The organism is Kordia zhangzhouensis, from assembly GCF_001005305.1.
In the GTDB taxonomy this organism is placed as follows: domain Bacteria; phylum Bacteroidota; class Bacteroidia; order Flavobacteriales; family Flavobacteriaceae; genus Kordia; species Kordia zhangzhouensis.
Window position 1 is genome coordinate 24313 of the sequence record NZ_LBMH01000007.1, and the last position, 18949, is coordinate 43261.

General features: G+C 33.9%; 17 protein-coding genes. 11 read left to right on the forward strand and 6 right to left on the reverse strand.

Features of this window, described 5'->3' with window-relative positions; all coding sequences use genetic code 11:
• Positions 1-11 precede the first annotated feature (11 nt).
• Positions 12-680: a response regulator gene (locus AA088_RS11965; RefSeq protein WP_046745250.1), complete on the forward strand. Its 669-nt coding sequence runs from the start codon at positions 12-14 to the stop codon at positions 678-680.
• Positions 681-729: 49 nt separating this feature from the next.
• Here the strand turns inward: AA088_RS11965 and recQ are convergent, their stop codons facing one another.
• On the reverse strand, positions 730-2928 hold the full coding sequence (gene recQ / locus AA088_RS11970) for a DNA helicase RecQ (RefSeq protein WP_046745251.1): 2199 nt from the start codon (positions 2926-2928) through the stop codon (positions 730-732).
• 85 nt (positions 2929-3013) lie between these two features.
• On the opposite strand from recQ, the gene AA088_RS11975 reads away from it, so the two are divergent.
• From AA088_RS11975 to AA088_RS12000, 7 genes are all read left to right on the forward strand, one after another.
• On the forward strand, positions 3014-3982 hold the full coding sequence (locus AA088_RS11975) for a KpsF/GutQ family sugar-phosphate isomerase (protein ID WP_046745252.1): 969 nt from the start codon (positions 3014-3016) through the stop codon (positions 3980-3982).
• Positions 3982-4800, forward strand: a complete 819-nt coding sequence (gene tatC / locus AA088_RS11980; protein WP_046745253.1) for a twin-arginine translocase subunit TatC — start codon at positions 3982-3984, stop codon at positions 4798-4800. Before AA088_RS11975 ends, tatC begins: the two co-directional genes overlap by 1 nt.
• Entirely contained in the window at positions 4793-5140 is a 348-nt protein-coding gene (locus AA088_RS11985; RefSeq protein ID WP_046745254.1) for a carboxymuconolactone decarboxylase family protein, read from the forward strand. The genes tatC and AA088_RS11985 overlap by 8 nt, the downstream gene beginning before the upstream one ends.
• Positions 5141-5215: 75 nt before the next feature.
• Complete coding sequence (lptB, locus tag AA088_RS11990) at positions 5216-5965, forward strand: LPS export ABC transporter ATP-binding protein (protein WP_046745255.1); 750 nt, start codon at positions 5216-5218, stop codon at positions 5963-5965.
• 113 nt (positions 5966-6078) lie between these two features.
• A complete protein-coding gene (locus AA088_RS18370) occupies positions 6079-6411 on the forward strand; it encodes a hypothetical protein (protein ID WP_157547185.1) in 333 nt (110 codons plus the stop codon).
• 40 nt (positions 6412-6451) lie between these two features.
• Positions 6452-8851 (forward strand): TonB-dependent receptor, encoded by a 2400-nt coding sequence (locus tag AA088_RS11995; protein WP_046745256.1) that lies wholly within the window; start codon positions 6452-6454, stop codon positions 8849-8851.
• Positions 8852-8863: 12 nt separating this feature from the next.
• A complete protein-coding gene (locus AA088_RS12000) occupies positions 8864-9421 on the forward strand; it encodes a hypothetical protein (protein ID WP_046745257.1) in 558 nt (185 codons plus the stop codon).
• Between the two features lie 74 nt (positions 9422-9495).
• On the opposite strand, the gene AA088_RS12005 is transcribed toward AA088_RS12000, so the two are convergent.
• Positions 9496-10803, reverse strand: coding sequence for a right-handed parallel beta-helix repeat-containing protein (locus AA088_RS12005; RefSeq protein WP_046745258.1), 1308 nt, complete (start codon positions 10801-10803; stop codon positions 9496-9498).
• Positions 10804-10805: 2 nt separating this feature from the next.
• Positions 10806-11546: a CDP-alcohol phosphatidyltransferase family protein gene (locus AA088_RS12010; RefSeq protein ID WP_046745259.1), complete on the reverse strand. Its 741-nt coding sequence runs from the start codon at positions 11544-11546 to the stop codon at positions 10806-10808.
• A 148-nt stretch (positions 11547-11694) separates the two neighbouring features.
• On the opposite strand from AA088_RS12010, the gene AA088_RS12015 reads away from it, so the two are divergent.
• Both AA088_RS12015 and AA088_RS12020 read left to right on the forward strand, forming a co-directional pair.
• Positions 11695-12753, forward strand: coding sequence for a putative type IX sorting system protein PorV2 (locus AA088_RS12015; RefSeq protein WP_164484239.1), 1059 nt, complete (start codon positions 11695-11697; stop codon positions 12751-12753).
• A 75-nt stretch (positions 12754-12828) separates the two neighbouring features.
• Positions 12829-14016, forward strand: a complete 1188-nt coding sequence (locus AA088_RS12020) for an Lnb N-terminal periplasmic domain-containing protein (RefSeq protein ID WP_046745261.1) — start codon at positions 12829-12831, stop codon at positions 14014-14016.
• A gap of 55 nt (positions 14017-14071) precedes the next feature.
• On the opposite strand, the gene AA088_RS12025 is transcribed toward AA088_RS12020, so the two are convergent.
• On the reverse strand, positions 14072-15469 hold the full coding sequence (locus AA088_RS12025; RefSeq protein WP_046745262.1) for a sugar transferase: 1398 nt from the start codon (positions 15467-15469) through the stop codon (positions 14072-14074).
• A 9-nt stretch (positions 15470-15478) separates the two neighbouring features.
• On the reverse strand, positions 15479-16756 hold the full coding sequence (locus AA088_RS12030; protein WP_046745263.1) for a phenylacetate--CoA ligase family protein: 1278 nt from the start codon (positions 16754-16756) through the stop codon (positions 15479-15481).
• 159 nt (positions 16757-16915) lie between these two features.
• Between AA088_RS12030 and AA088_RS12035 the strand changes: the two genes are divergently transcribed.
• Positions 16916-17794 (forward strand): class I SAM-dependent methyltransferase, encoded by an 879-nt coding sequence (locus AA088_RS12035; RefSeq protein WP_046745264.1) that lies wholly within the window; start codon positions 16916-16918, stop codon positions 17792-17794.
• 144 nt (positions 17795-17938) lie between these two features.
• On the opposite strand, the gene AA088_RS12040 is transcribed toward AA088_RS12035, so the two are convergent.
• A complete protein-coding gene (locus AA088_RS12040) occupies positions 17939-18943 on the reverse strand; it encodes a glycosyltransferase family 4 protein (protein ID WP_046745265.1) in 1005 nt (334 codons plus the stop codon).
• Positions 18944-18949: the final 6 nt, after the last annotated feature.

The following is an 18949-nucleotide window of genomic DNA, read 5'->3' on the forward strand; positions in this document are numbered from 1 at the left end:
AACCTAACGAAATGAAAGATATTAGAGTACTTATTGTAGATGATCATCCAATGATTATTGAAGGCTATAAAAATGCCTTGCTAGGAATCAATTCAGACGAAATGAAACTCCGAATTGATACTTCAGATAGTTGTGATGGTGCATATGCAAAAATTAAAAATGCATCGACAGGCACACCTTACGATGTTGTTTTTTTAGATATAAAACTACCTCCTTCAAGTGATGGAAAAATTATTTCTGGAGAAGATTTAGGAATAAAAGTAAAAGAATTACTTCCCGACACTAAAGTAGTAATCTTGACAATGTTCAATAATAATTTTAGAATTCATAACATTCTTAAAAATATCAATCCTGATGGTTTTTTGGTTAAGAGTGATGTTACTTCTGATGAATTAATGCGAGCTTTTCAAGTTGTTCTTACCGATCCGCCATATTACAGTCATACCGTAACTAAACTACTACGAACACGAATTATTAACGAAGTCGTTTTGGATGATATTGATAGAAATATTCTTTTCCATTTATCAAAAGGTATAAAAACAAAAAACTTAACAGAATACATTCCGCTCTCGCTTGCTGCAATTGAAAAACGCAAACGTCATTTGAAAGAGGTATTTGATGTAGAGAAAAAAGGAGATGAATCGTTATTAGAACAAGCTAGAAATACCGGTTTTCTATAAAAACTAAAAAGCTGTTTCCGAATTGGTAAACAGCTTTTTTTTATTCTTTTTAATTTGCGACTTCACTAATGAATTTGATTCGATACAAGCGTAACTCTTCGTCATCGTAGTCGCCATCAAACTCTTCCAAAGCATCTGAAATTTTGTCCGTTTCAGATTCTAAGAAATATTCATGAATTTCCTCTTGTTGGTCTTCATCCAAAATTTCATCAATCCAATAACTGATGTTCAACTTTGTCCCACTATAAACTATCTGTTCCATTTCTTTGATAAAATCAGACATTTCCAGTCCTTTTGCAGAAGCAATATCGTCTAATGGTAACTTTCTATCTACACTTTGGATAATGTAAAGCTTTAATCCTGAATTAACCCCTGTACTCTTTACGACCAAGTCATCAGGACGAACAATATCATTCTCTTCTACATAGTTTTTGATAAATTCAATAAAATCTTTCCCATATTTTTTTGCTTTTCCATCACCTACTCCATGAATATTTTTCATTTCTTTTAAGGTGATTGGATACTTAAGTGCCATGTCTTCCAAAGAAGGATCTTGAAATACCACAAATGGAGGAACTCCTATGCGTTTGGCAACTTTTTTACGTAAATCTTTTAGCATGGTCATCAATTGCTTATCCGCAACTGCATTATTACCTTTTGAAGCGGTAATTATACTATTGTCTGTAGATTCATCAAAATTATGATCTTCCGTCATCATAAATGACGTCGGATTTTTGATAAAAGATAATCCATCATCTGTCAGCTTAATTACACCATATGATTCAATATCTTTTCGCAAAAGACCTGCCACCAATGTTTGGCGTATCAATGCCATCCAAAACTTACTATTGCGTGAACTACCACTACCAAAAAAAGGTTGTAAATGCGTTTTATGCGACTTAATCAAAGCGTTTTCTTTTCCGACTAATACATTTACAATATTCTTGGCTTTGTAAGTTTGTTTCGTTTCTTGAATTGTAGTTAAAAGCTGTGACACTTCGTCTTTTGCTTCAACTTTTTTCTTAGGATTTCTGACATTATCATCCATATCAGCTCCTTCTCCATCATCAGGAAACTCTTCTCCAAAATAATGCAATATAAATTTACGTCGCGATATAGAAGTTTCTGCATACGCAACTACTTCTTGTAGCAAAGCATGCCCTATTTCTTGTTCTGCTACCGGCTTACCTGACATAAATTTTTCAAGCTTTTCGATATCTTTATACGAATAAAAAGCCAAACAGTGACCTTCACCACCATCGCGACCAGCTCTTCCCGTTTCTTGATAGTAACTTTCAATACTCTTAGGAATATCATGATGAATTACGAAACGAACGTCTGGTTTGTCAATACCCATTCCAAAGGCAATAGTTGCTACCACTACATCACATTCTTCCATTAGGAACATATCTTGATGTTTTGCTCTTTTTTTAGGATCTAAACCTGCATGATATGGAACTGCATTGATTCCGTTAACTTGAAGTACTTGCGCCAACTCTTCTACTCGTTTACGACTTAAACAGTATACAATACCACTCTTATTAGGGTTTTGTTTTATAAAACGTATGATGTCTGCGTCAACATTTTTTGTTTTCGGGCGAACTTCATAAAATAAATTAGGTCTGTTGAAAGATGCTTTGAATGTGTTCGCATCAGTTATTCCTAAATTTTTAAGAATATCTTCCTGAACTTTGGGTGTCGCAGTAGCGGTTAATCCAATTATAGGAATCGCATCTCCAATTTTTTTAATAATATTTCTAAGGTTTCTATATTCTGGTCGGAAATCGTGTCCCCACTCAGAAATACAGTGTGCTTCATCAACTGCCATAAAAGAAATTTTTACCGTTCGTAAAAACTCTATATTTTCTTCTTTGGTCAATGATTCAGGTGCGACATACAATAATTTAGTTATTCCATTTGTAATGTCGTCTTTTACTTGTTTGGTCTCCGCTTTGGTTAGCGAAGAGTTCAATACATGTGCAATACCATCTTGGGAAGATATGCCACGTAAGGCATCTACTTGGTTCTTCATTAAGGCAATTAGGGGAGAAACAACGATTGCCGTACCATCTTTCATCAATGCTGGCAACTGGTAGCATAAGGATTTACCACCACCCGTTGGCATTATAACAAAGGTATTTTGATCGCTGATAATGCTTTTGATAACTTCTTCCTGTAGTCCTTTAAATTGACCGAACCCGAAGTGCTTCTTTAGTTCCTTGTATAAGTCAATTTCTACTAAACTCATTCTATCTTTTTACTATTTTACATACATTTGCATTCACTAAAGATACTATTTTCTTTAGGAACCACAATTTTTAAATTTAATCATTTTGAAATATAAAGATACTATTATTAGTGTTGCTAAGCAAACCATTGAAACAGAATATAATGCGATAAAAAATTTAATCCCTTTAATTGATGCTGAGTTTGCAGAAGCTGTTTCTTACATTTACCATTCACAAGGCAGAGTGGTTGTTACTGGAATCGGGAAAAGTGCTAACATCGCTACAAAGATTGTAGCAACCTTAAATTCTACAGGAACACCTGCTATTTTTATGCATGCTGCTGATGCTATTCATGGAGATTTAGGAATAATTCAAGAGCATGACACTGTTATTTGTATTTCAAAAAGTGGAAACACTCCCGAAATCAAGGTTTTAGTTCCTTTAATAAAAAATAGTTCTAATAAATTAATTGCTATAACTGCCAACAGAGAATCCTTTTTAGGAACACAGGCAGACTTTGTGCTACATGCATATGTGGAAAAAGAAGCGTGTCCTAATGGCTTGGCACCAACCACAAGTACAACAGCACAACTTGTTTTAGGTGATGCATTAGCGATTTGTTTGTTAGAATTAAGAGGGTTTTCTAGTAAAGATTTTGCAAAATACCATCCTGGTGGCGCCTTAGGAAAAAAATTATATTTACGAGTAAATGATTTGTCTTCAGTAAATCAAAAACCTAAAGTTTTCTCAACCAGTTCTGTTAAAGATGTTATTGTTGAAATTTCTAAAGGAATGCTCGGAGCAACAGCTGTTATTAATGAAAAAGAAGAAATTATCGGCGTAATTACTGATGGAGATATCCGTAGAATGCTATCTAAGAACGATTTTATTGGTGATTTGACAGCAGCAAACATCATGTCATCCAATCCGAAGCGTATTTCTAATGAAGCTATGGCGGTAGAAGCTTTGGAAATGATGGAAGATAATGGTATTTCTCAATTAATGGTTGAAGAAGACGGGAAATATGCTGGAATTGTACATTTACACGATTTGGTAAAAGAAGGAATATTATAATGGGGAAAAATAAAAACGAAATGTCGTTCTTAGATCACTTAGAAGAACTAAGATGGCACCTTATTCGAAGTTTTGCTGCAATTTTTATCATTGCTTGTGTTGTATTTGTATACATTCAGCCTATCTATAAGAATTTATTAATTGTTCATTTAGATGGAGACTTTGTAACCTATAAAGTGTTTTGTGATGCGTTTCAATTTTTTGGTGTAGAAAGTGATTTTTGTTCTTTAACTTTTGATGATCAACTCATTAATACAGATGCTACAGGACAATTTACCATGGCTATTTGGTCTGCTATCATTCTCGGATTTATTTTTGCATTTCCATACATTGTTTTTGAATTATGGAGATTTATAGCTCCAGGATTAAACCCTAAAGAACGTAGTAGATCTAGATGGTTCATTTTCTTTGCCTCTTTTCTATTTTTCATAGGATTGTTATTTAGCTATTATATTATTATGCCTATGTCTTCTTACTTTTTCTATAATTTTGAAATTGCTGAAGAGATTAAAAACACCATTAAAATACAATCACATATCAGTCTTCTAACCAATACACTTATTGGTGTGTCATTGGTTTTCGAATTACCGTTAATTATTTACTTTTTGTCAAAAATTGGACTGGTTACACCGCGATTTTTACGAAAATATAGAAAACATGCACTTGTTGTTGTACTAATATTAGCGGCAATTATTACACCTCCTGATGTTGGAAGTCAGATTGTCGTGGCAATTCCAATCATGATTTTATACCAAATAGGGATATTCATATCAAGTAGAGTTGAAAAAAATCAAAAAAAGAAATTAAAAAATGGCTAATCAAGTAGAAGAATTCAACGCATATCGTGCTGAAATGAATGAAAAAATTTTAGCAGATAACAACAAAATCATCAAGCGAATTTTCAATTTAGACACTAATGCTTATATGGAAGGTGCGCTAGATGTAAAGACTAAAGAACTACTCGGATTGGTGGCTTCTGCGGTATTGCGTTGCGATGATTGTATTAAATATCATTTAGAAACAGCATATAAAGTTGGGCTCTCAAAAGAACAAGTAATGGAAGCTCTTGGAATTGCTACTTTAGTTGGTGGAACAATCGTAATTCCTCATTTACGTAGAGCATACGAATTTTGGGAAGCATTAGAAGCGCAGTCCTAATCACGTTAATTTCCTATTAAAAAACGTAAGCGTAGTATTGAAATTCGTATTTTTACGCTTCATAATAATCAAAATATGATTTTAAGAGCCGATAGTATCATGAAGTCCTACAAAGGACGTAAAGTTGTAAAAGGAATTTCTTTAGAAGTAAATCAAGGAGAAATTGTAGGATTACTTGGTCCAAATGGAGCTGGAAAAACTACTTCTTTTTACATGATTGTAGGTTTGATAAAGCCGAACGGAGGAAAAATCTATTTGGATGATATGGAAATTACTAATTTTCCAATGTACAAACGCGCACAAAATGGAATTGGGTATTTGGCACAGGAAGCTTCTGTTTTTAGAAAATTAAGTATTGAAGATAATATTTTAAGTGTATTACAACTCACTAAGCTCTCAAAAAAAGAACAGGAAATGAAGATGGAATCGTTGATTGAAGAGTTTGGTTTAGGACACATCCGCAAAAACCGTGGCGACTTATTATCGGGTGGTGAACGTAGACGTACTGAAATTGCACGAGCCTTGGCAACTGATCCAAAGTTTGTATTATTGGATGAACCATTTGCAGGGGTTGACCCTGTGGCGGTAGAAGATATTCAGCGTATTATTGCGCACTTAAAGAATAAAAACATTGGAATTTTAATTACAGATCACAACGTACAGGAAACCTTGGCCATTACCGATAGAACGTATTTAATGTTTGAAGGAAACATTCTCAAAGCAGGAAAACCAAGAGAACTGGCCGAAGATGAAATGGTGCGAAAAGTATATTTGGGACAAAACTTTGAGTTACGTGAAAAGAAATTAGACTTCGAAAAATCTTAGCAAAACTCCTTTTCGTATAGAATAAATCAATAAAAGATATTTTTTTTAAGTAAACCATTTAGTACATTTGTGTAAAATCGTGTATTTTCGATTTACCAAATCTATACGCAACTGTGGAAATTATCCAAAAAATAAAGGACATTTGCTTAGCCTGTTTGTTACTATTAACATTGGCTACTCCTTCTTTTATACAGTTTTCACACCAACTCATAGAAGAACACGAAACAAGAACGTGTCATGAACAAAAAGAGCACATTCATGAAAATAATGTGCATTGCGACTTGTGTACGTATCACTTTTCAAATTATTACTTTGAGTTCACAAGTCTTCCAAACTTATTAGTAGCTCCAATTATTTCTAACCCGGCTGAAGGCACTATAAAGTCTTTATGCCATTATTTACCGCTTACCAACAAGCGACTTCGTGCGCCTCCTTATAATTCTTAGAACATATAAACTTCATTATTTTTAAACTAAGAATTTTAAAATGCGTACTTACATAATTATGTTATTGCTTTGCAGTAGCGTAGTTCTGCATGGTCAAAACTGCAACTACGAACTCACTGGTAAAGTGATTGACTTACATGATGAATCTGTACTTCCTGGTGCAACATTAATCATCGCTGGTCATGAAAAAGTTACTCAATCTGATTTGAATGGGAATTATACTTTTTCAAACCTTTGCGAAGGAAATTACACGATTCAAGTATCACATCCTAATTGTGCTACACAAGCTTTCAAAGTAAAAATTTCTAGCAATTTGAACCGAAACTTCAAGCTAGAACATCACTTAGAAGAATTAAATGCGATTACGCTACAAGCGTCCATTTACGGAAATAAAACAAAAACAAATTTTGAGCAAAAAATAGATCAACAACAATTAGATCGTTTCTCAAATGGTTCTTTAGGAGATGTTTTAAACACTTTAAGTGGTGTTTCTTCACTTAACACAGGAAACGCTGTGGTAAAACCTATCATCAATGGTGTACATAGCAGTCGTGTAGTAGTGATGAATAACGGCGTCCGTATGGAAGATCAAGAATGGGGAGCAGAACATGCACCAAGTATTGATGTGAATACGGTTGGAAATATTACTGTTGTAAAAGGTGCTGGAGCCCTCAAATACAGTGGTGATGCGATAGGCGGAATTATTATCACTGAGGCTTCAAAAGTTCCTGTGAAAGATACTATATATGGAAAAACGTTGATGACTGCTGCTTCGAATGGTCGTGGTGGGAGCATCACTTCTACCCTTACAAAAAGTTATCAAAATGGCTGGTATGGCTCCATACAAGGTACATTGAAACGTTTTGGCGATTTTGAAGCGCCCGATTATGTGCTGAGCAACACTGGTGTTTTTGAACGAAATATCGCTGCTCGAATTGGTTATAATCGTTTCAACTATGGTGTAGAAGCTTATTATTCTTATTTTAAAAATGATATTGGAATTTTGCGTGCCTCTCATGTAGGTGGAGCAAGCGATCAAGTGCGTACCATAAATAGCGGAGTTCCCTTAATCGTCAGAGATTTCACGTATGATATTAACGCTCCAAAACAAGAGGTGTCTCACCATTTGTTCAAAGTACGTGGATTTAAAGACCTTGAAAACTTAGGGAAAATTACGCTCCAATATGATTTTCAACGAAATCAACGCTTAGAATTTGATGTGCGTCGTGGAGACGATCTTGAAAGAGCTTCTTTAGATTTGGCACTCACCTCACAAACACTTCGAGTTGATCTAGACACCAACAATCCAAAATTATTGAACTTGGAAACTGGTATATTAGCGCAGTTTCAGCAAAATGAAGCTGATCCTAGTACAGGCGTACGACGCTTAATTCCAGATTACAAACGTTATAGTTTCGGGATATATGGTACAGGGAATTATTCGATTACAGATAAATGGTTAATAGAGTTTGGTGCACGATTGGATTATATACATATCAATGCTGATAAATTTTATCGCACTTCTTTTTGGGAAGATCGCAATTATGATGTTCTATTTGCCGATATTGTAGTGGGTGAATTTGGAAATCAAATTTTAACCAATCCTAAGTTAGATTTTGCGAATGCTTCTGCTACAGCAGGTACGCGCTATTCGTTGAATGACTCATATACAGTATTTGCAAATTATTCACTAGCTTCTCGTGCTCCTAACCCTTCTGAGTTATTTAGCGAAGGCTTACATCATTCTGCATCACGTATAGAGTTGGGCGACTTACGATTTGATTCTGAAATTGCACATAAAATAGCCCTAACGCTCCAAAAAGAGGGAACTATTTTTGGATTTTCTGTTAATCCGTATATCAATTTCATTAATGATTTCATCATTATTGAACCAACTGAAATTCAACAAACAATCCGTGGAAATTTTCAAGTTTGGGAATATCGTCAAACCAATGCCACATTACTAGGTTTGGATATTGACGCTTCGCTAACCTTATCTAAATATTTTAATTATTATCACCAATTTTCATTGGTAAAAGGATATGATGAGTCACGCAAATTACCATTGATAGATATGCCTCCTGTAAATACTGTTAACGGGTTAGTCTATCAAAACAAACACATACACAATCTCAGAATTGATTTACAAAGCGAATATACATTTAGACAAAATGAATTTCCTAATAACAATTTTGAGGTATTTATCCCCGAAACAAACACTTTTGAGCTTGTAGATGTTAGTACGCCACCAAAAGCGTATCATTTACTGCACTTACAATCGAGCGCAGATTTTACTTTAGGAAAAACATCAATGCTTGCTGTAGGGGTTTCTGTTTCTAATATTTTCGACACCAAGTATCGAAACTACCTGAATCGTTTGCGCTATTATGCAGATGATATGGGGAGAAACTTTTCAATTAATTTAAAAATAACTTATTAAAAAATTAAAAAAATGAATACGATTAACTATAGACTTTTAACTTTAATTACCATCATCAGCACTTTATTTATTTCTTGTTCTAGTGATGATGATGCACCGATTCCTGTAAATGAAGAAGAGGTAATTACTACAGTTACTGTAACGCTAACTCCTGTTGGTGGTGGAACTGCTGTAACTTTACAGTCCAGAGATTTAGACGGTGATGGTCCTGATGCTCCTGTAGTGACTGTTTCTGGAAATTTAGTTTCTTCTGCGTCTTATACGGGTACTGTGGTTTTATTGAATGAAACAGAAACTCCTGCAGAAAATATTACCAATGAAGTACAAGAAGAAGCCGAAGAGCATCAATTTTTCTATGTTGTTAACGGAGCAAACATTAGCACAACTTATACAAGTTTTGATGCGAATAACAATCCATTAGGTACTACATTCAACTTGAGTACAGGTGCTGCAAGTACTGGTACATTTACAGTAACTTTAGTACATGAACCGACCAAACCAAATACTGGATTGGCTAATGCTGGTGGAGAAACAGATGTAGAAGTTACATTCAATGTAACTGTGCAATAGATTTTAGTAACGAAACTATTATAGCAACAAAAAAGCCGTTATTTAATTGTAATAACGGCTTTTTGTTATCATATTCATAAAATTTCTGTATCATCAGATTCATTGAAAACAGCACCAAATACTTGCCCTGAGCTAGTATTATTTACCACCTTAATTGCGCTAGGATACTCTTTTATCCCTTTTTTATAGGTCGATTTAATAACTATTCCGTAGTGTTGTGTCAATTGTGCTTCGGTTGGCACTTGATAAAATTCATTATTCTCAATGGTAATATGATGACTTCCATATTCTATACGTATACCACCATAGGGATGATTTTGATAAATACGATCTCTCGTTTGTTCATTGCTTCCACATTTATTGTGCGTAAGCGAAAGGTAGGAACTTCCCAATACACTTATACCACAAGAATTGTTCTCTTCTGCAGTATTATTGCTAATTTCTCCTTGATGACAACGCTCAAAAGCAAACCCAAGATCACCTGAGCCAGTAGCTATATTATTTTTGCATACAAAGTTTTTAGTGTCCTTTATGCTGAACAAATCAGCAGAACCTCCACTAAAAAAACCTAATTTTGGTCCTATAATGGTATTATTCATTAGTTGTACACTATCATGAAAATTAGAGTTTCCTGTATAATCTTTATCGCCACATGTTAAATATATACCGCTAAAACTATCTGGTCTTCCTTTAGGTTTTCCATCAGGTTGAATGACGGATGCTACTGCTTTTATTCTAATTGAATTATTTTCTATACGTACTTTATCACAAAATTCAGGGTTCTTCTTGTCCATATTTCCTGTGAAACGGATTGCTGTATTTGTCATTGAATCTGAAAAAGAATTGTTTTTTACTTCTATCTCAGAATTTCGCTTCCATAAACCAATTCCTATATAACTATCTTCAAATGTGCAATTTTGAATCGTAACTCCTTTGGTTTTTTGAATTCGTATTGCACAACATCCGCTTTTGTTCATTCCTTTAAATTCACAATTGTCTACTAGTATATTTGAATTCTCCATAGGAACTTTTCCATAACTAGTGATAACTATAGCGCCTACGGACGGACTTTGATGTTGTGTGTCAAATATGATATTTGAAAATGTTACATTTTGCACAGCATTCCCAAAAAAGAGATGTTTTGTTTCTATATTTTGAGAATGATAATATTTTATGCGTGCTTTTCCACGTTCAGTAGTCATAACTACATTATCAGGAAGCGAAAGTGTTCTGGAAATACAAATAAATGCGTTTTCAGGAAACTGAATCGTTCCTCCTCCACTATTCTTTATATCTTCAAGAGCTTTTTCCAATGCATCAGTCGCATCATGTGTGCCATCAATAGAGATATGATATGGAGCAGAAGTAATATCTAGTAACATCGTTATTTTTTTAAAATGGAAAATAACACATATAATAGTATAATAATTGGTATCGCTATAAAGTGTAAAAATGCTAATAAAGCTATACACAATAGCAAAAAGATATATTTCACACTATTATTAGCAAAACTCCAATCTTTAAATTTTAGAGCGAATAAAGGTATTTTGGCATTCAATAAATAGCAGCTTAACACCGTTACTGCCATTAAAAACCAAGTGTTGAGTAATAACGTATTGATAAACTCACTTCCTTGATAAGCCAATATCAATGGAAAAGAAATGATTAATAACGTATTTGCAGGTGTTGGCAAACCTATAAATGAAGACGTTTGATTTTCATCAATATTGAATTTTGCCAAACGATAGGCAGAAGCCAATGTAATCAACAACCCAACCATTGGTAGGATATGAACTTCATTTTGAAACCAATGCCACGAATCTGACCAAGAATGACCATCATATACTTTCTCATGAATTTCTAATGATCTGTTTAACAATTGATACATCACGATTCCTGGAACAAGTCCACTAGTCACAAGATCTGCTAAAGAATCTAACTGCAAGCCCAGTTCGCTTTGTACATTCAGCAATCTTGCCGCCAATCCATCAAAAAAATCAAAAAATATTCCTAAGAACACAAAAAAAGCAGCAATCTCCAACTGATTCTTAACGGCAAAAATTACTGCCAAACAACCACAAAATAGGTTTAAAAGTGTAATAAAATTAGGAATATGTCTCTTCATATGTTTGAATTGATTTTTTGTAAAAATAACTAAAGTTTACAAACTCTATCTTGAAACAGGCGAAATGTTCTTTAATATCTATACAATATCTATATATTTTTTGAGTTTATTAGGGTAGAAAATTGCATATTTGTAAAAATTTACACTCTTGAAAAAGTTATTTGTTTTCCTCTTTATCAGTGTTGCCTACGTTGCGCATAGCCAGTCTGTTGCCAAATATTCGAACGAATTTATGAATATTGGTGTAGATGCTGCTGCTTTCGGAATGGGAAATGCAGTCGTAGCCAACATCAATGATGTCAATTCTGTATATTGGAATCCTGCTGGATTAGTACAACTAGAAGATAAACAAATTGCTTTGATGCACTCAAGCTATTTTGCAAACATAGCTTTATATGACTATGCAGCTTTTGCAATGCCTATTGATGATAGAAGTGCTTGGGGAATTTCGTTAATTCGCTTTGGAGTAGATGATATTTTAAATACTACACAACTTATCGATAGTCAAGGAAATATAGATTTTAATAGAATTAGTTTATTTTCTGCTGCCGATTATGGAATTACCTTTTCTTATGCTCGTAAGCTACCTGTACAGGGATTAAACTATGGTATAAACGCAAAAGTTATTCGTCGTGTAATTGGTGATTTTGCCTCTTCTTGGGGATTTGGATTTGATCTTGGAATTCAATTTAAGCACAAAGATTGGAAGTTCGGACTAATGGCTCGTGACATTACAACTACCTTTAATACATGGAGTATTGATGAAGATTTGTTTAATAATGTTAGTGACCAAATTCCAGAGCAAGATCTTCCTGAAACTACTGAAATTACTATTCCGAAATTACAATTTGGAGTTGCACGTACGTTTACGTTCAATTACGATTATTCGCTTACCGCAGAAGTAGATTTGAATATGCGTTTTGCTGAAACCAACGATATTGTTTCTACTTCTTTTGCTAGTATTACACCTTCGGTTGGCTTGCAATTTGCGTATACAGACCTTGTCTTTTTACGTGCTGGTGTAGGAAACTTTCAGAATGAAAATAATTTTGGTTCTGAATCGCTTACCTTTCAACCTAATATCGGAATTGGATTTAAGTACAAAGGAATCCAAATTGATTATGCATTGACAGATATTGGAGACCAAAGTGCGGCTGTGTATTCAAATGTGTTCTCCTTAAAAATCGATTGGAGCTTATTTCGATAAAATCAAATCGTTAAATTCTAATTAAACATTTGAACATAATTTCATCTGCACACAAAAAGTAATACTTTTGATTTGATGAAAAAAATAGTAATTCTTCTTTTTCTATATGCTGGAATTGTTTTCGGGCAGACTTCTCAATCAATTAAGATTTCTCCCGAAGCCACATTCTCTGTAATTACCTGCGGAGCAGGAAACGAATTGTATTCGTCATTTGGCCACAGTGCATTCCGCTTCAAAGATCCTGTATACGGATATGACGTTGTATACAATTACGGTACTTTTGATTTTGACACTCCTCTTTTTTACGTCAAGTTTGCTCGTGGAAAACTTCCATATCAATTAGGAAGAAGCAGTTTTAAGCGATTTGTTGCAGTTTATAAGTATGAAAAACGTTGGATAAAAGAACAGGTTTTACGGTTAACGCCCGATCAAACAGAACAACTTCTCGCCTTTTTAGAAACAAATTATGAACCCGAAAATAGAGATTATAAATACGATTTCTTTTTTAATAACTGTGCCACTAAAATTAGAGATGTAATTCGTGAAAATTTTGATAATCAGTTCATTTTCCATCAAGATCATTTACCTGAAAAGAAAACGTTTCGCGACTTAATTCATGATAATTTAGATTCTAATTCCTGGTCTAGTTTTGGAATTGATATTGCTTTAGGTGCTGTTATTGACAAACCTGTGCATCCTGATGAATTTCAATTTTTACCTGAATATGTATTCAAAGCTTTTGAAAACGCTACACTTGTAGATGGTGTAACGCCTTTAGTAAGTGAAACAGAACTTATCCTAGCAGCTCCTGAGAATGCACATGTTAAAGGGAATTTTTTCTTAAGTCCATATTTCATTTTCTCCATAATAGCACTCCTCGTTTTTAGCGTTACTTATTTAGATTTTAAAAAAGGGAGACGCTCTCGATGGCTTGATACTATTCTATTAACTGTAATTGGTATAGCCGGTATTGTTATTTTTCTACTTTGGTATGCTACTGACCATTCTGCTACAGCAACAAATATGAATATCTGGTGGTTATTTCCTTTAACTATTTATTGGGCCTACCAATTGTCAACAAAAAAACAGGAAAAAAGAAAACTATGGATTATTCCTGCAATATTACTTTTCTTGCTATTGCTTGTTTTGTGCATTTGGATAATTGATTTTCAGCAATTTGCTCTAGCAACAATTCCTTTGTTATTCGTATTGATAGTTCGTTACGTATATTTGTTGTATTACTTTAGAAAGTTAGCATCCTAATTGAAAAGGATATGCGAATCTGAACTGTACCTATAAAACAATTACAATCTAAAACTTATCTACCTCGGTAAAACAAAACGGTACTAAGTGTTTTTACAATGATATTGATGTCTAAAAAGAAACTACGATGTTTTATATAATAAAGATCGTATTGTAATTTGCGTAAACTATCTTCAACCGAAGCCCCATAATCTGTTTTTACTTGTGCCCAACCCGTTACACCTGGTTTGACGACGTGACGAATTTCGTAAAAAGATAATTGTTCTGATAGTTCTTTTACAAATGAAGGACGTTCTGGTCGAGGACCAATCATGCTCATTTCTCCTTTCAAAACATTGATAAATTGTGGTACTTCATCTAAACGAGACCTTCGTAAAAAACGTCCAAATTTCGTTATTCGTGTGTCATTTTTGGTAGCCCAAACAGCACCGTTCTTTTCGGCATCTACTACCATACTTCGCAACTTATATATCTTAAAAGGTCGCCCGTTTTTACCAACACGCTCTTGAGTATAAAATAAAGGGCCTCGATTTGCTATTGCATTTCCAATTAATACTAGAGGCAAAAAAATCAAGCTTATCAATAGTCCCAAAACAGAAAGAAGTACATCAAACAAACGATGAAAAAACAGGTACAATTTGTTTTGATTGCTTCGGCTAAACGGAAAATATTTATAAAAGTCTTTACCAATATACTGTACAGGTACACGGAATGTTAACTCTTCATATACTTGGATGTATTCTTTAATAGGCAATCCTGTTTCCAACAAACCAATCAAACTATCAAATAAAGGTTTGTGTAGTTCTTCTCTTTGATTACTCGCAATGATAATCTCAGAAACAGCTTTTGAACGAACAACTTCCTTTAAATTCAAGCTAGTAATTTCTTCATAGTTTGCTAGTTTGGGAGCTATCTCTTTTTGATTGTCACTAGAGTTAATATAACCTACTATTTTAAAATACTTAGTGTTACTTTCAATAGCTTCTGACATAATTTTTATCTCTTCAAGAGTACCAATTATAAGAATGTTCTTGTAGAACCTCGGAGAAGAAATAAAGAAAATATATGCACAACGCCATAAAAAAATAGCGACTGATATTGCCAAGAAAAAGTACAATATCTGCAAACGATTTTCAGGCAACTCAGGCGTAAAAAATGGAGTTAATAAATAACACAATACGGTAATAGAAACAGACAATACAATTCCTTGGAAAGTAGTATCATATCGACTGGATTTTTGTAAATTATATAATTCTAAAATTGTCGAAAAAAGCATATAATATACAATCAACACCACACTCCAAAGCCAGCGTTCATGGGTCAGTCTAAAATAATCAAAATCAAAGGTGTTCGATACGATATACAAGCCAACAAGCAAGGCAATCACATCAAAAACACGAAGTAGCAACTTTCGTTCCGATATTTCGAAATGTATGTTTGAGTTTGAGGCCATAATGGTGTGCTAAATATAAGAGATAAAACTTTTAGTTTTCTCTTTGCCAAATTTTTTCTTCACATTTTGGTTTATTTTGTAGGTAATATCGTCGGAAAAATAATGGTGAATCTCTTTTTTTAGCAGCGCTAGTTCGTTATTAGTTAGGTTTTCTTCAAGGTTAAAGATAAGGATTCCTTTTTCTTTTTGGATAATTTGGTAGGTTAGTTTTAGATTATGTTTTTTTCCAAGGTTTTTAAAAATGTAGTAAAAGTACAAACTAGGATATATGTGTGCTTTTCCATATACGTTTTTCCCTATTCTTCCAGTTACTTCTTCTAAAATATAGTGAGCTTTTCCACACGAACAGGTCACTTCCTTAGGGGCTAATTTAATATAATCACCCAATTGATAACGGATTATAGGGAAAGCTTTCATTTGTAAATTGGTCACTACAATTTGCTGCGCTATTTCCTCTACAATGACGCCTTCCATATTGACATGCATTTTACCTTCAGTACATTCAAACGCAATGATTCCCGTTTCTGCAGCTCCATATTCACTTATTATAGGTACACCAAACGCGTCTTTAATTTCTGCTTTGTAGCTATCGTAAATTTTCTCTGAAGTCCCTTTTACCATTTTAAGCTTTTTAGGTTTTGGGAGTTGCTGTTCATTAATAAGTTTGGCTGATTGATAAATCATTGAAGAATATCCATGAATGTATGTAGCCCGTCGTAACTTATTAACGAATTTTTTAAATGATTGCTCTTTATAATCAAATACTCGAAAGCGATTTTGTAAACTATCTAAGAGCTGTACTTTTATTCGTTGTACCAGAGAGAAATCAAAACCCCAAAAATATCCGTTGCGCTCCCACGGCTCTACTTGATGCCAAGAATATCCTCTAAAAATGGAGGCGCGATTAAAGGAATCGGCACTTTCTTCACGTTTATACACTAACGGATCTCCTGACGAACCTGAAGTTGTTGCTGTAAAAGTTTTTTTAAAGTTGTAGTGTGTGTGAATTTCATTGCTGTGTTCCAATACTTCTTTTTTAGATAGCATTGGCAATTGTTCAATGTCTTGTATTGATGTAAAAGAATCTACATCAATTTCAGCAAATTTTTCTCTGTAATACGGAGCATTTTCTTTTGCAAAAGATACCAACTCTTTTAATTGTGCCAACTGATATGCTTCTAATTGTTCTCTAGACCAGATTTCAGATTGTTTTAAAAACGCAAACCACTTTCTAATAGAAGGATTTCGTAAGCGTTCACCAACCTGAAATATAAACTTGAAAAACATACAGGAGAATTATCTATAAGAATCGTTTAACTGTTTAAAAAGCGCCAATGCATCAGTTCAACATCAAATGAACCGTATCGTGCAAATCTAAAGTAATAAAATTTAACAGATGAAAATAATCATTTTTTATTTGTTATTTTGCAAGCGAATTTATCGTATATGAACCATAAAATAAAATCATTCATTTTTAAAACGCTAGATTTATTGCCAAGCAAATTGGGGTTTGGCATTTATCATCAGCTTCAAAAATTTCTGAATAGAAATAGTGTTCATTACAAAATCAAAACTAATGACCGTTCTTTTAAAGAAGCTTTACAAATCTTAGCGGAAGCTGATATTGAGCTTAAGGATAAGACTGTGTTAGAATTAGGTTCGGGATGGGCTCCCATCATTCCTTATTTTTTCCTATATTTTGAAAATGCTAAAAATGTTGTAACATACGATATTAATGAGCATTATGATTCCAAAACTATTGTAAAATTAAACAACTACTTTAAGTCTACTTTCAACATTGAAGTCGCTACAGAAAAAGGAAATTATCCCCTGCCACATCCTATTAGCTATTATCCTAATAAGAACTTAGCCATTTCGAAAACATTATCAGATGAACCTGTTGACTTGATTTTTTCAAGATTTGTTCTTGAACATATTCCTCCTAATGACTTAGAGAAGATTCATCAAAATTTTGCTCAAAGCCTGCTAAAGCCATTCTATATTTTACATATGATTTCGCCAAGTGATCACCGCGCGTATGACGATAAGACACTGTCGTATTACGACTTTTTAAAGTATAGCAAAGAACAATGGAAACAACAACATACAAAATTCGATTATCACAATCGATTGCGTTTGCCTGATTACTTGCAAATTTTTGAAAAAACTGGATATGAAATAGTCTCTTTACACTATGATACATGTGATGTAAACTCCGAAAAATATCGTAAGTTCAAGGAGTTAACACTTCATGAAGATTATACACATTACACCGAAGAAGAATTATTGGCAGGTAGCATTAATGTACTGCTCAAGTTTGGCTAACAAACACAAGCGTTTACTCCCTAAAAAGCTTTCTATAACAACTTCTAAGTAATACTATATATAACTTTTTAATTATTGAGAATAAGGAATTTAAATGTCCCGATTACAATAGAAAGAATAAAAAGGAAAAATTTTAAATGACTTCTACGCTAACAACTGCTTCCACTGTGCTTTGACAACGTTCCAATCAAAAGTTTCGGCTTTTTCTCGTGCGTTTTTGGTAAGCTTTTCCACCATTTCTGGAGAATTTAATAGCGTTTTAATGGCTGTACACATTTCTTGTACGTTTTCAGGCGCAACCAAAATTCCGTCTTCACCATCACTGAGTAAATACGGAATGCCTCCAACATTGGTTGAAACAACCGGTAATCCCAATGCCATGGCTTCTATCAAACTTACAGGAGTATTGTCAAAATTGGTCGTATTGATAAAAATATCATAGTCTTTAGACAGTGAAATCCATTCGTGTTTGGATAGTTTTCCTGTAAAGGTAACGTCTACATTTAATTGCTTTGCGAGCGTTTGTGTCTGTACAAACGAATCATCTTTTTTAGGCCCTACCATACACAATGAAACTTTTACACCACTTTCTTTCAATTGATGCGCCACGTTTACTGCCATTTGCGGATGATAAATTTCTGCAAACGAACGCACCCATAACAACTTCGCTCCTACTTTAGAACGTTTGGTGAATGGATAGTTTTCAATTTCTACATTGTTCGGAATGTGTTGCACGTTTGTGTAGCCATACTTTTCAAATACACTTTTTAGAAATAATGAGGGCGACACGTTTACATATGCATGTTGAAAGATTGCGTCACTTTTTGCCTTGCTGTGTTGCAAACGTTGCGCTAAGTTTCCGCCATGTAGGATGGGAATGTACTTGAGTTCAAACTTTCTACACAGTTGACTAACATAATAGGCATACAAAAAGTTGGTTGTACTATATGTATCAATCAACACGTACTCTACCTGTTTTCGATATTTAAATACATTCCAAAGCATGTCCAACAACCGTAAAAACTTGTTTTGTTTATTGGAAGTTAGCCGTATATCAAACCCTTCTTGTTGGAGTAATGCTCCCAAAGTTTCAATTGTAGTAGCAGTTTTTCCATGACGAGACACAATATTTCCAACGTAAAGAATCATCTATAT

Coding starts and splice junctions, on each gene's coding strand:
- AA088_RS11965 (WP_046745250.1), top strand. CDS start 12: ATGAAAGATATTAGAGTACTTATTGTAGATGATCATCCAATGATTATT.
- recQ (WP_046745251.1), bottom strand. CDS start 2,928: ATGAGTTTAGTAGAAATTGACTTATACAAGGAACTAAAGAAGCACTTC.
- tatC (WP_046745253.1), top strand. CDS start 3,982: ATGGGGAAAAATAAAAACGAAATGTCGTTCTTAGATCACTTAGAAGAA.
- AA088_RS11985 (WP_046745254.1), top strand. CDS start 4,793: ATGGCTAATCAAGTAGAAGAATTCAACGCATATCGTGCTGAAATGAAT.
- lptB (WP_046745255.1), top strand. CDS start 5,216: ATGATTTTAAGAGCCGATAGTATCATGAAGTCCTACAAAGGACGTAAA.
- AA088_RS11995 (WP_046745256.1), top strand. CDS start 6,452: ATGCGTACTTACATAATTATGTTATTGCTTTGCAGTAGCGTAGTTCTG.
- AA088_RS12000 (WP_046745257.1), top strand. CDS start 8,864: ATGAATACGATTAACTATAGACTTTTAACTTTAATTACCATCATCAGC.
- AA088_RS12005 (WP_046745258.1), bottom strand. CDS start 10,803: ATGTTACTAGATATTACTTCTGCTCCATATCATATCTCTATTGATGGC.
- AA088_RS12010 (WP_046745259.1), bottom strand. CDS start 11,546: ATGAAGAGACATATTCCTAATTTTATTACACTTTTAAACCTATTTTGT.
- AA088_RS12020 (WP_046745261.1), top strand. CDS start 12,829: ATGAAAAAAATAGTAATTCTTCTTTTTCTATATGCTGGAATTGTTTTC.
- AA088_RS12025 (WP_046745262.1), bottom strand. CDS start 15,469: ATGGCCTCAAACTCAAACATACATTTCGAAATATCGGAACGAAAGTTG.
- AA088_RS12030 (WP_046745263.1), bottom strand. CDS start 16,756: ATGTTTTTCAAGTTTATATTTCAGGTTGGTGAACGCTTACGAAATCCT.
- AA088_RS12035 (WP_046745264.1), top strand. CDS start 16,916: ATGAACCATAAAATAAAATCATTCATTTTTAAAACGCTAGATTTATTG.
- AA088_RS12040 (WP_046745265.1), bottom strand. CDS start 18,943: ATGATTCTTTACGTTGGAAATATTGTGTCTCGTCATGGAAAAACTGCT.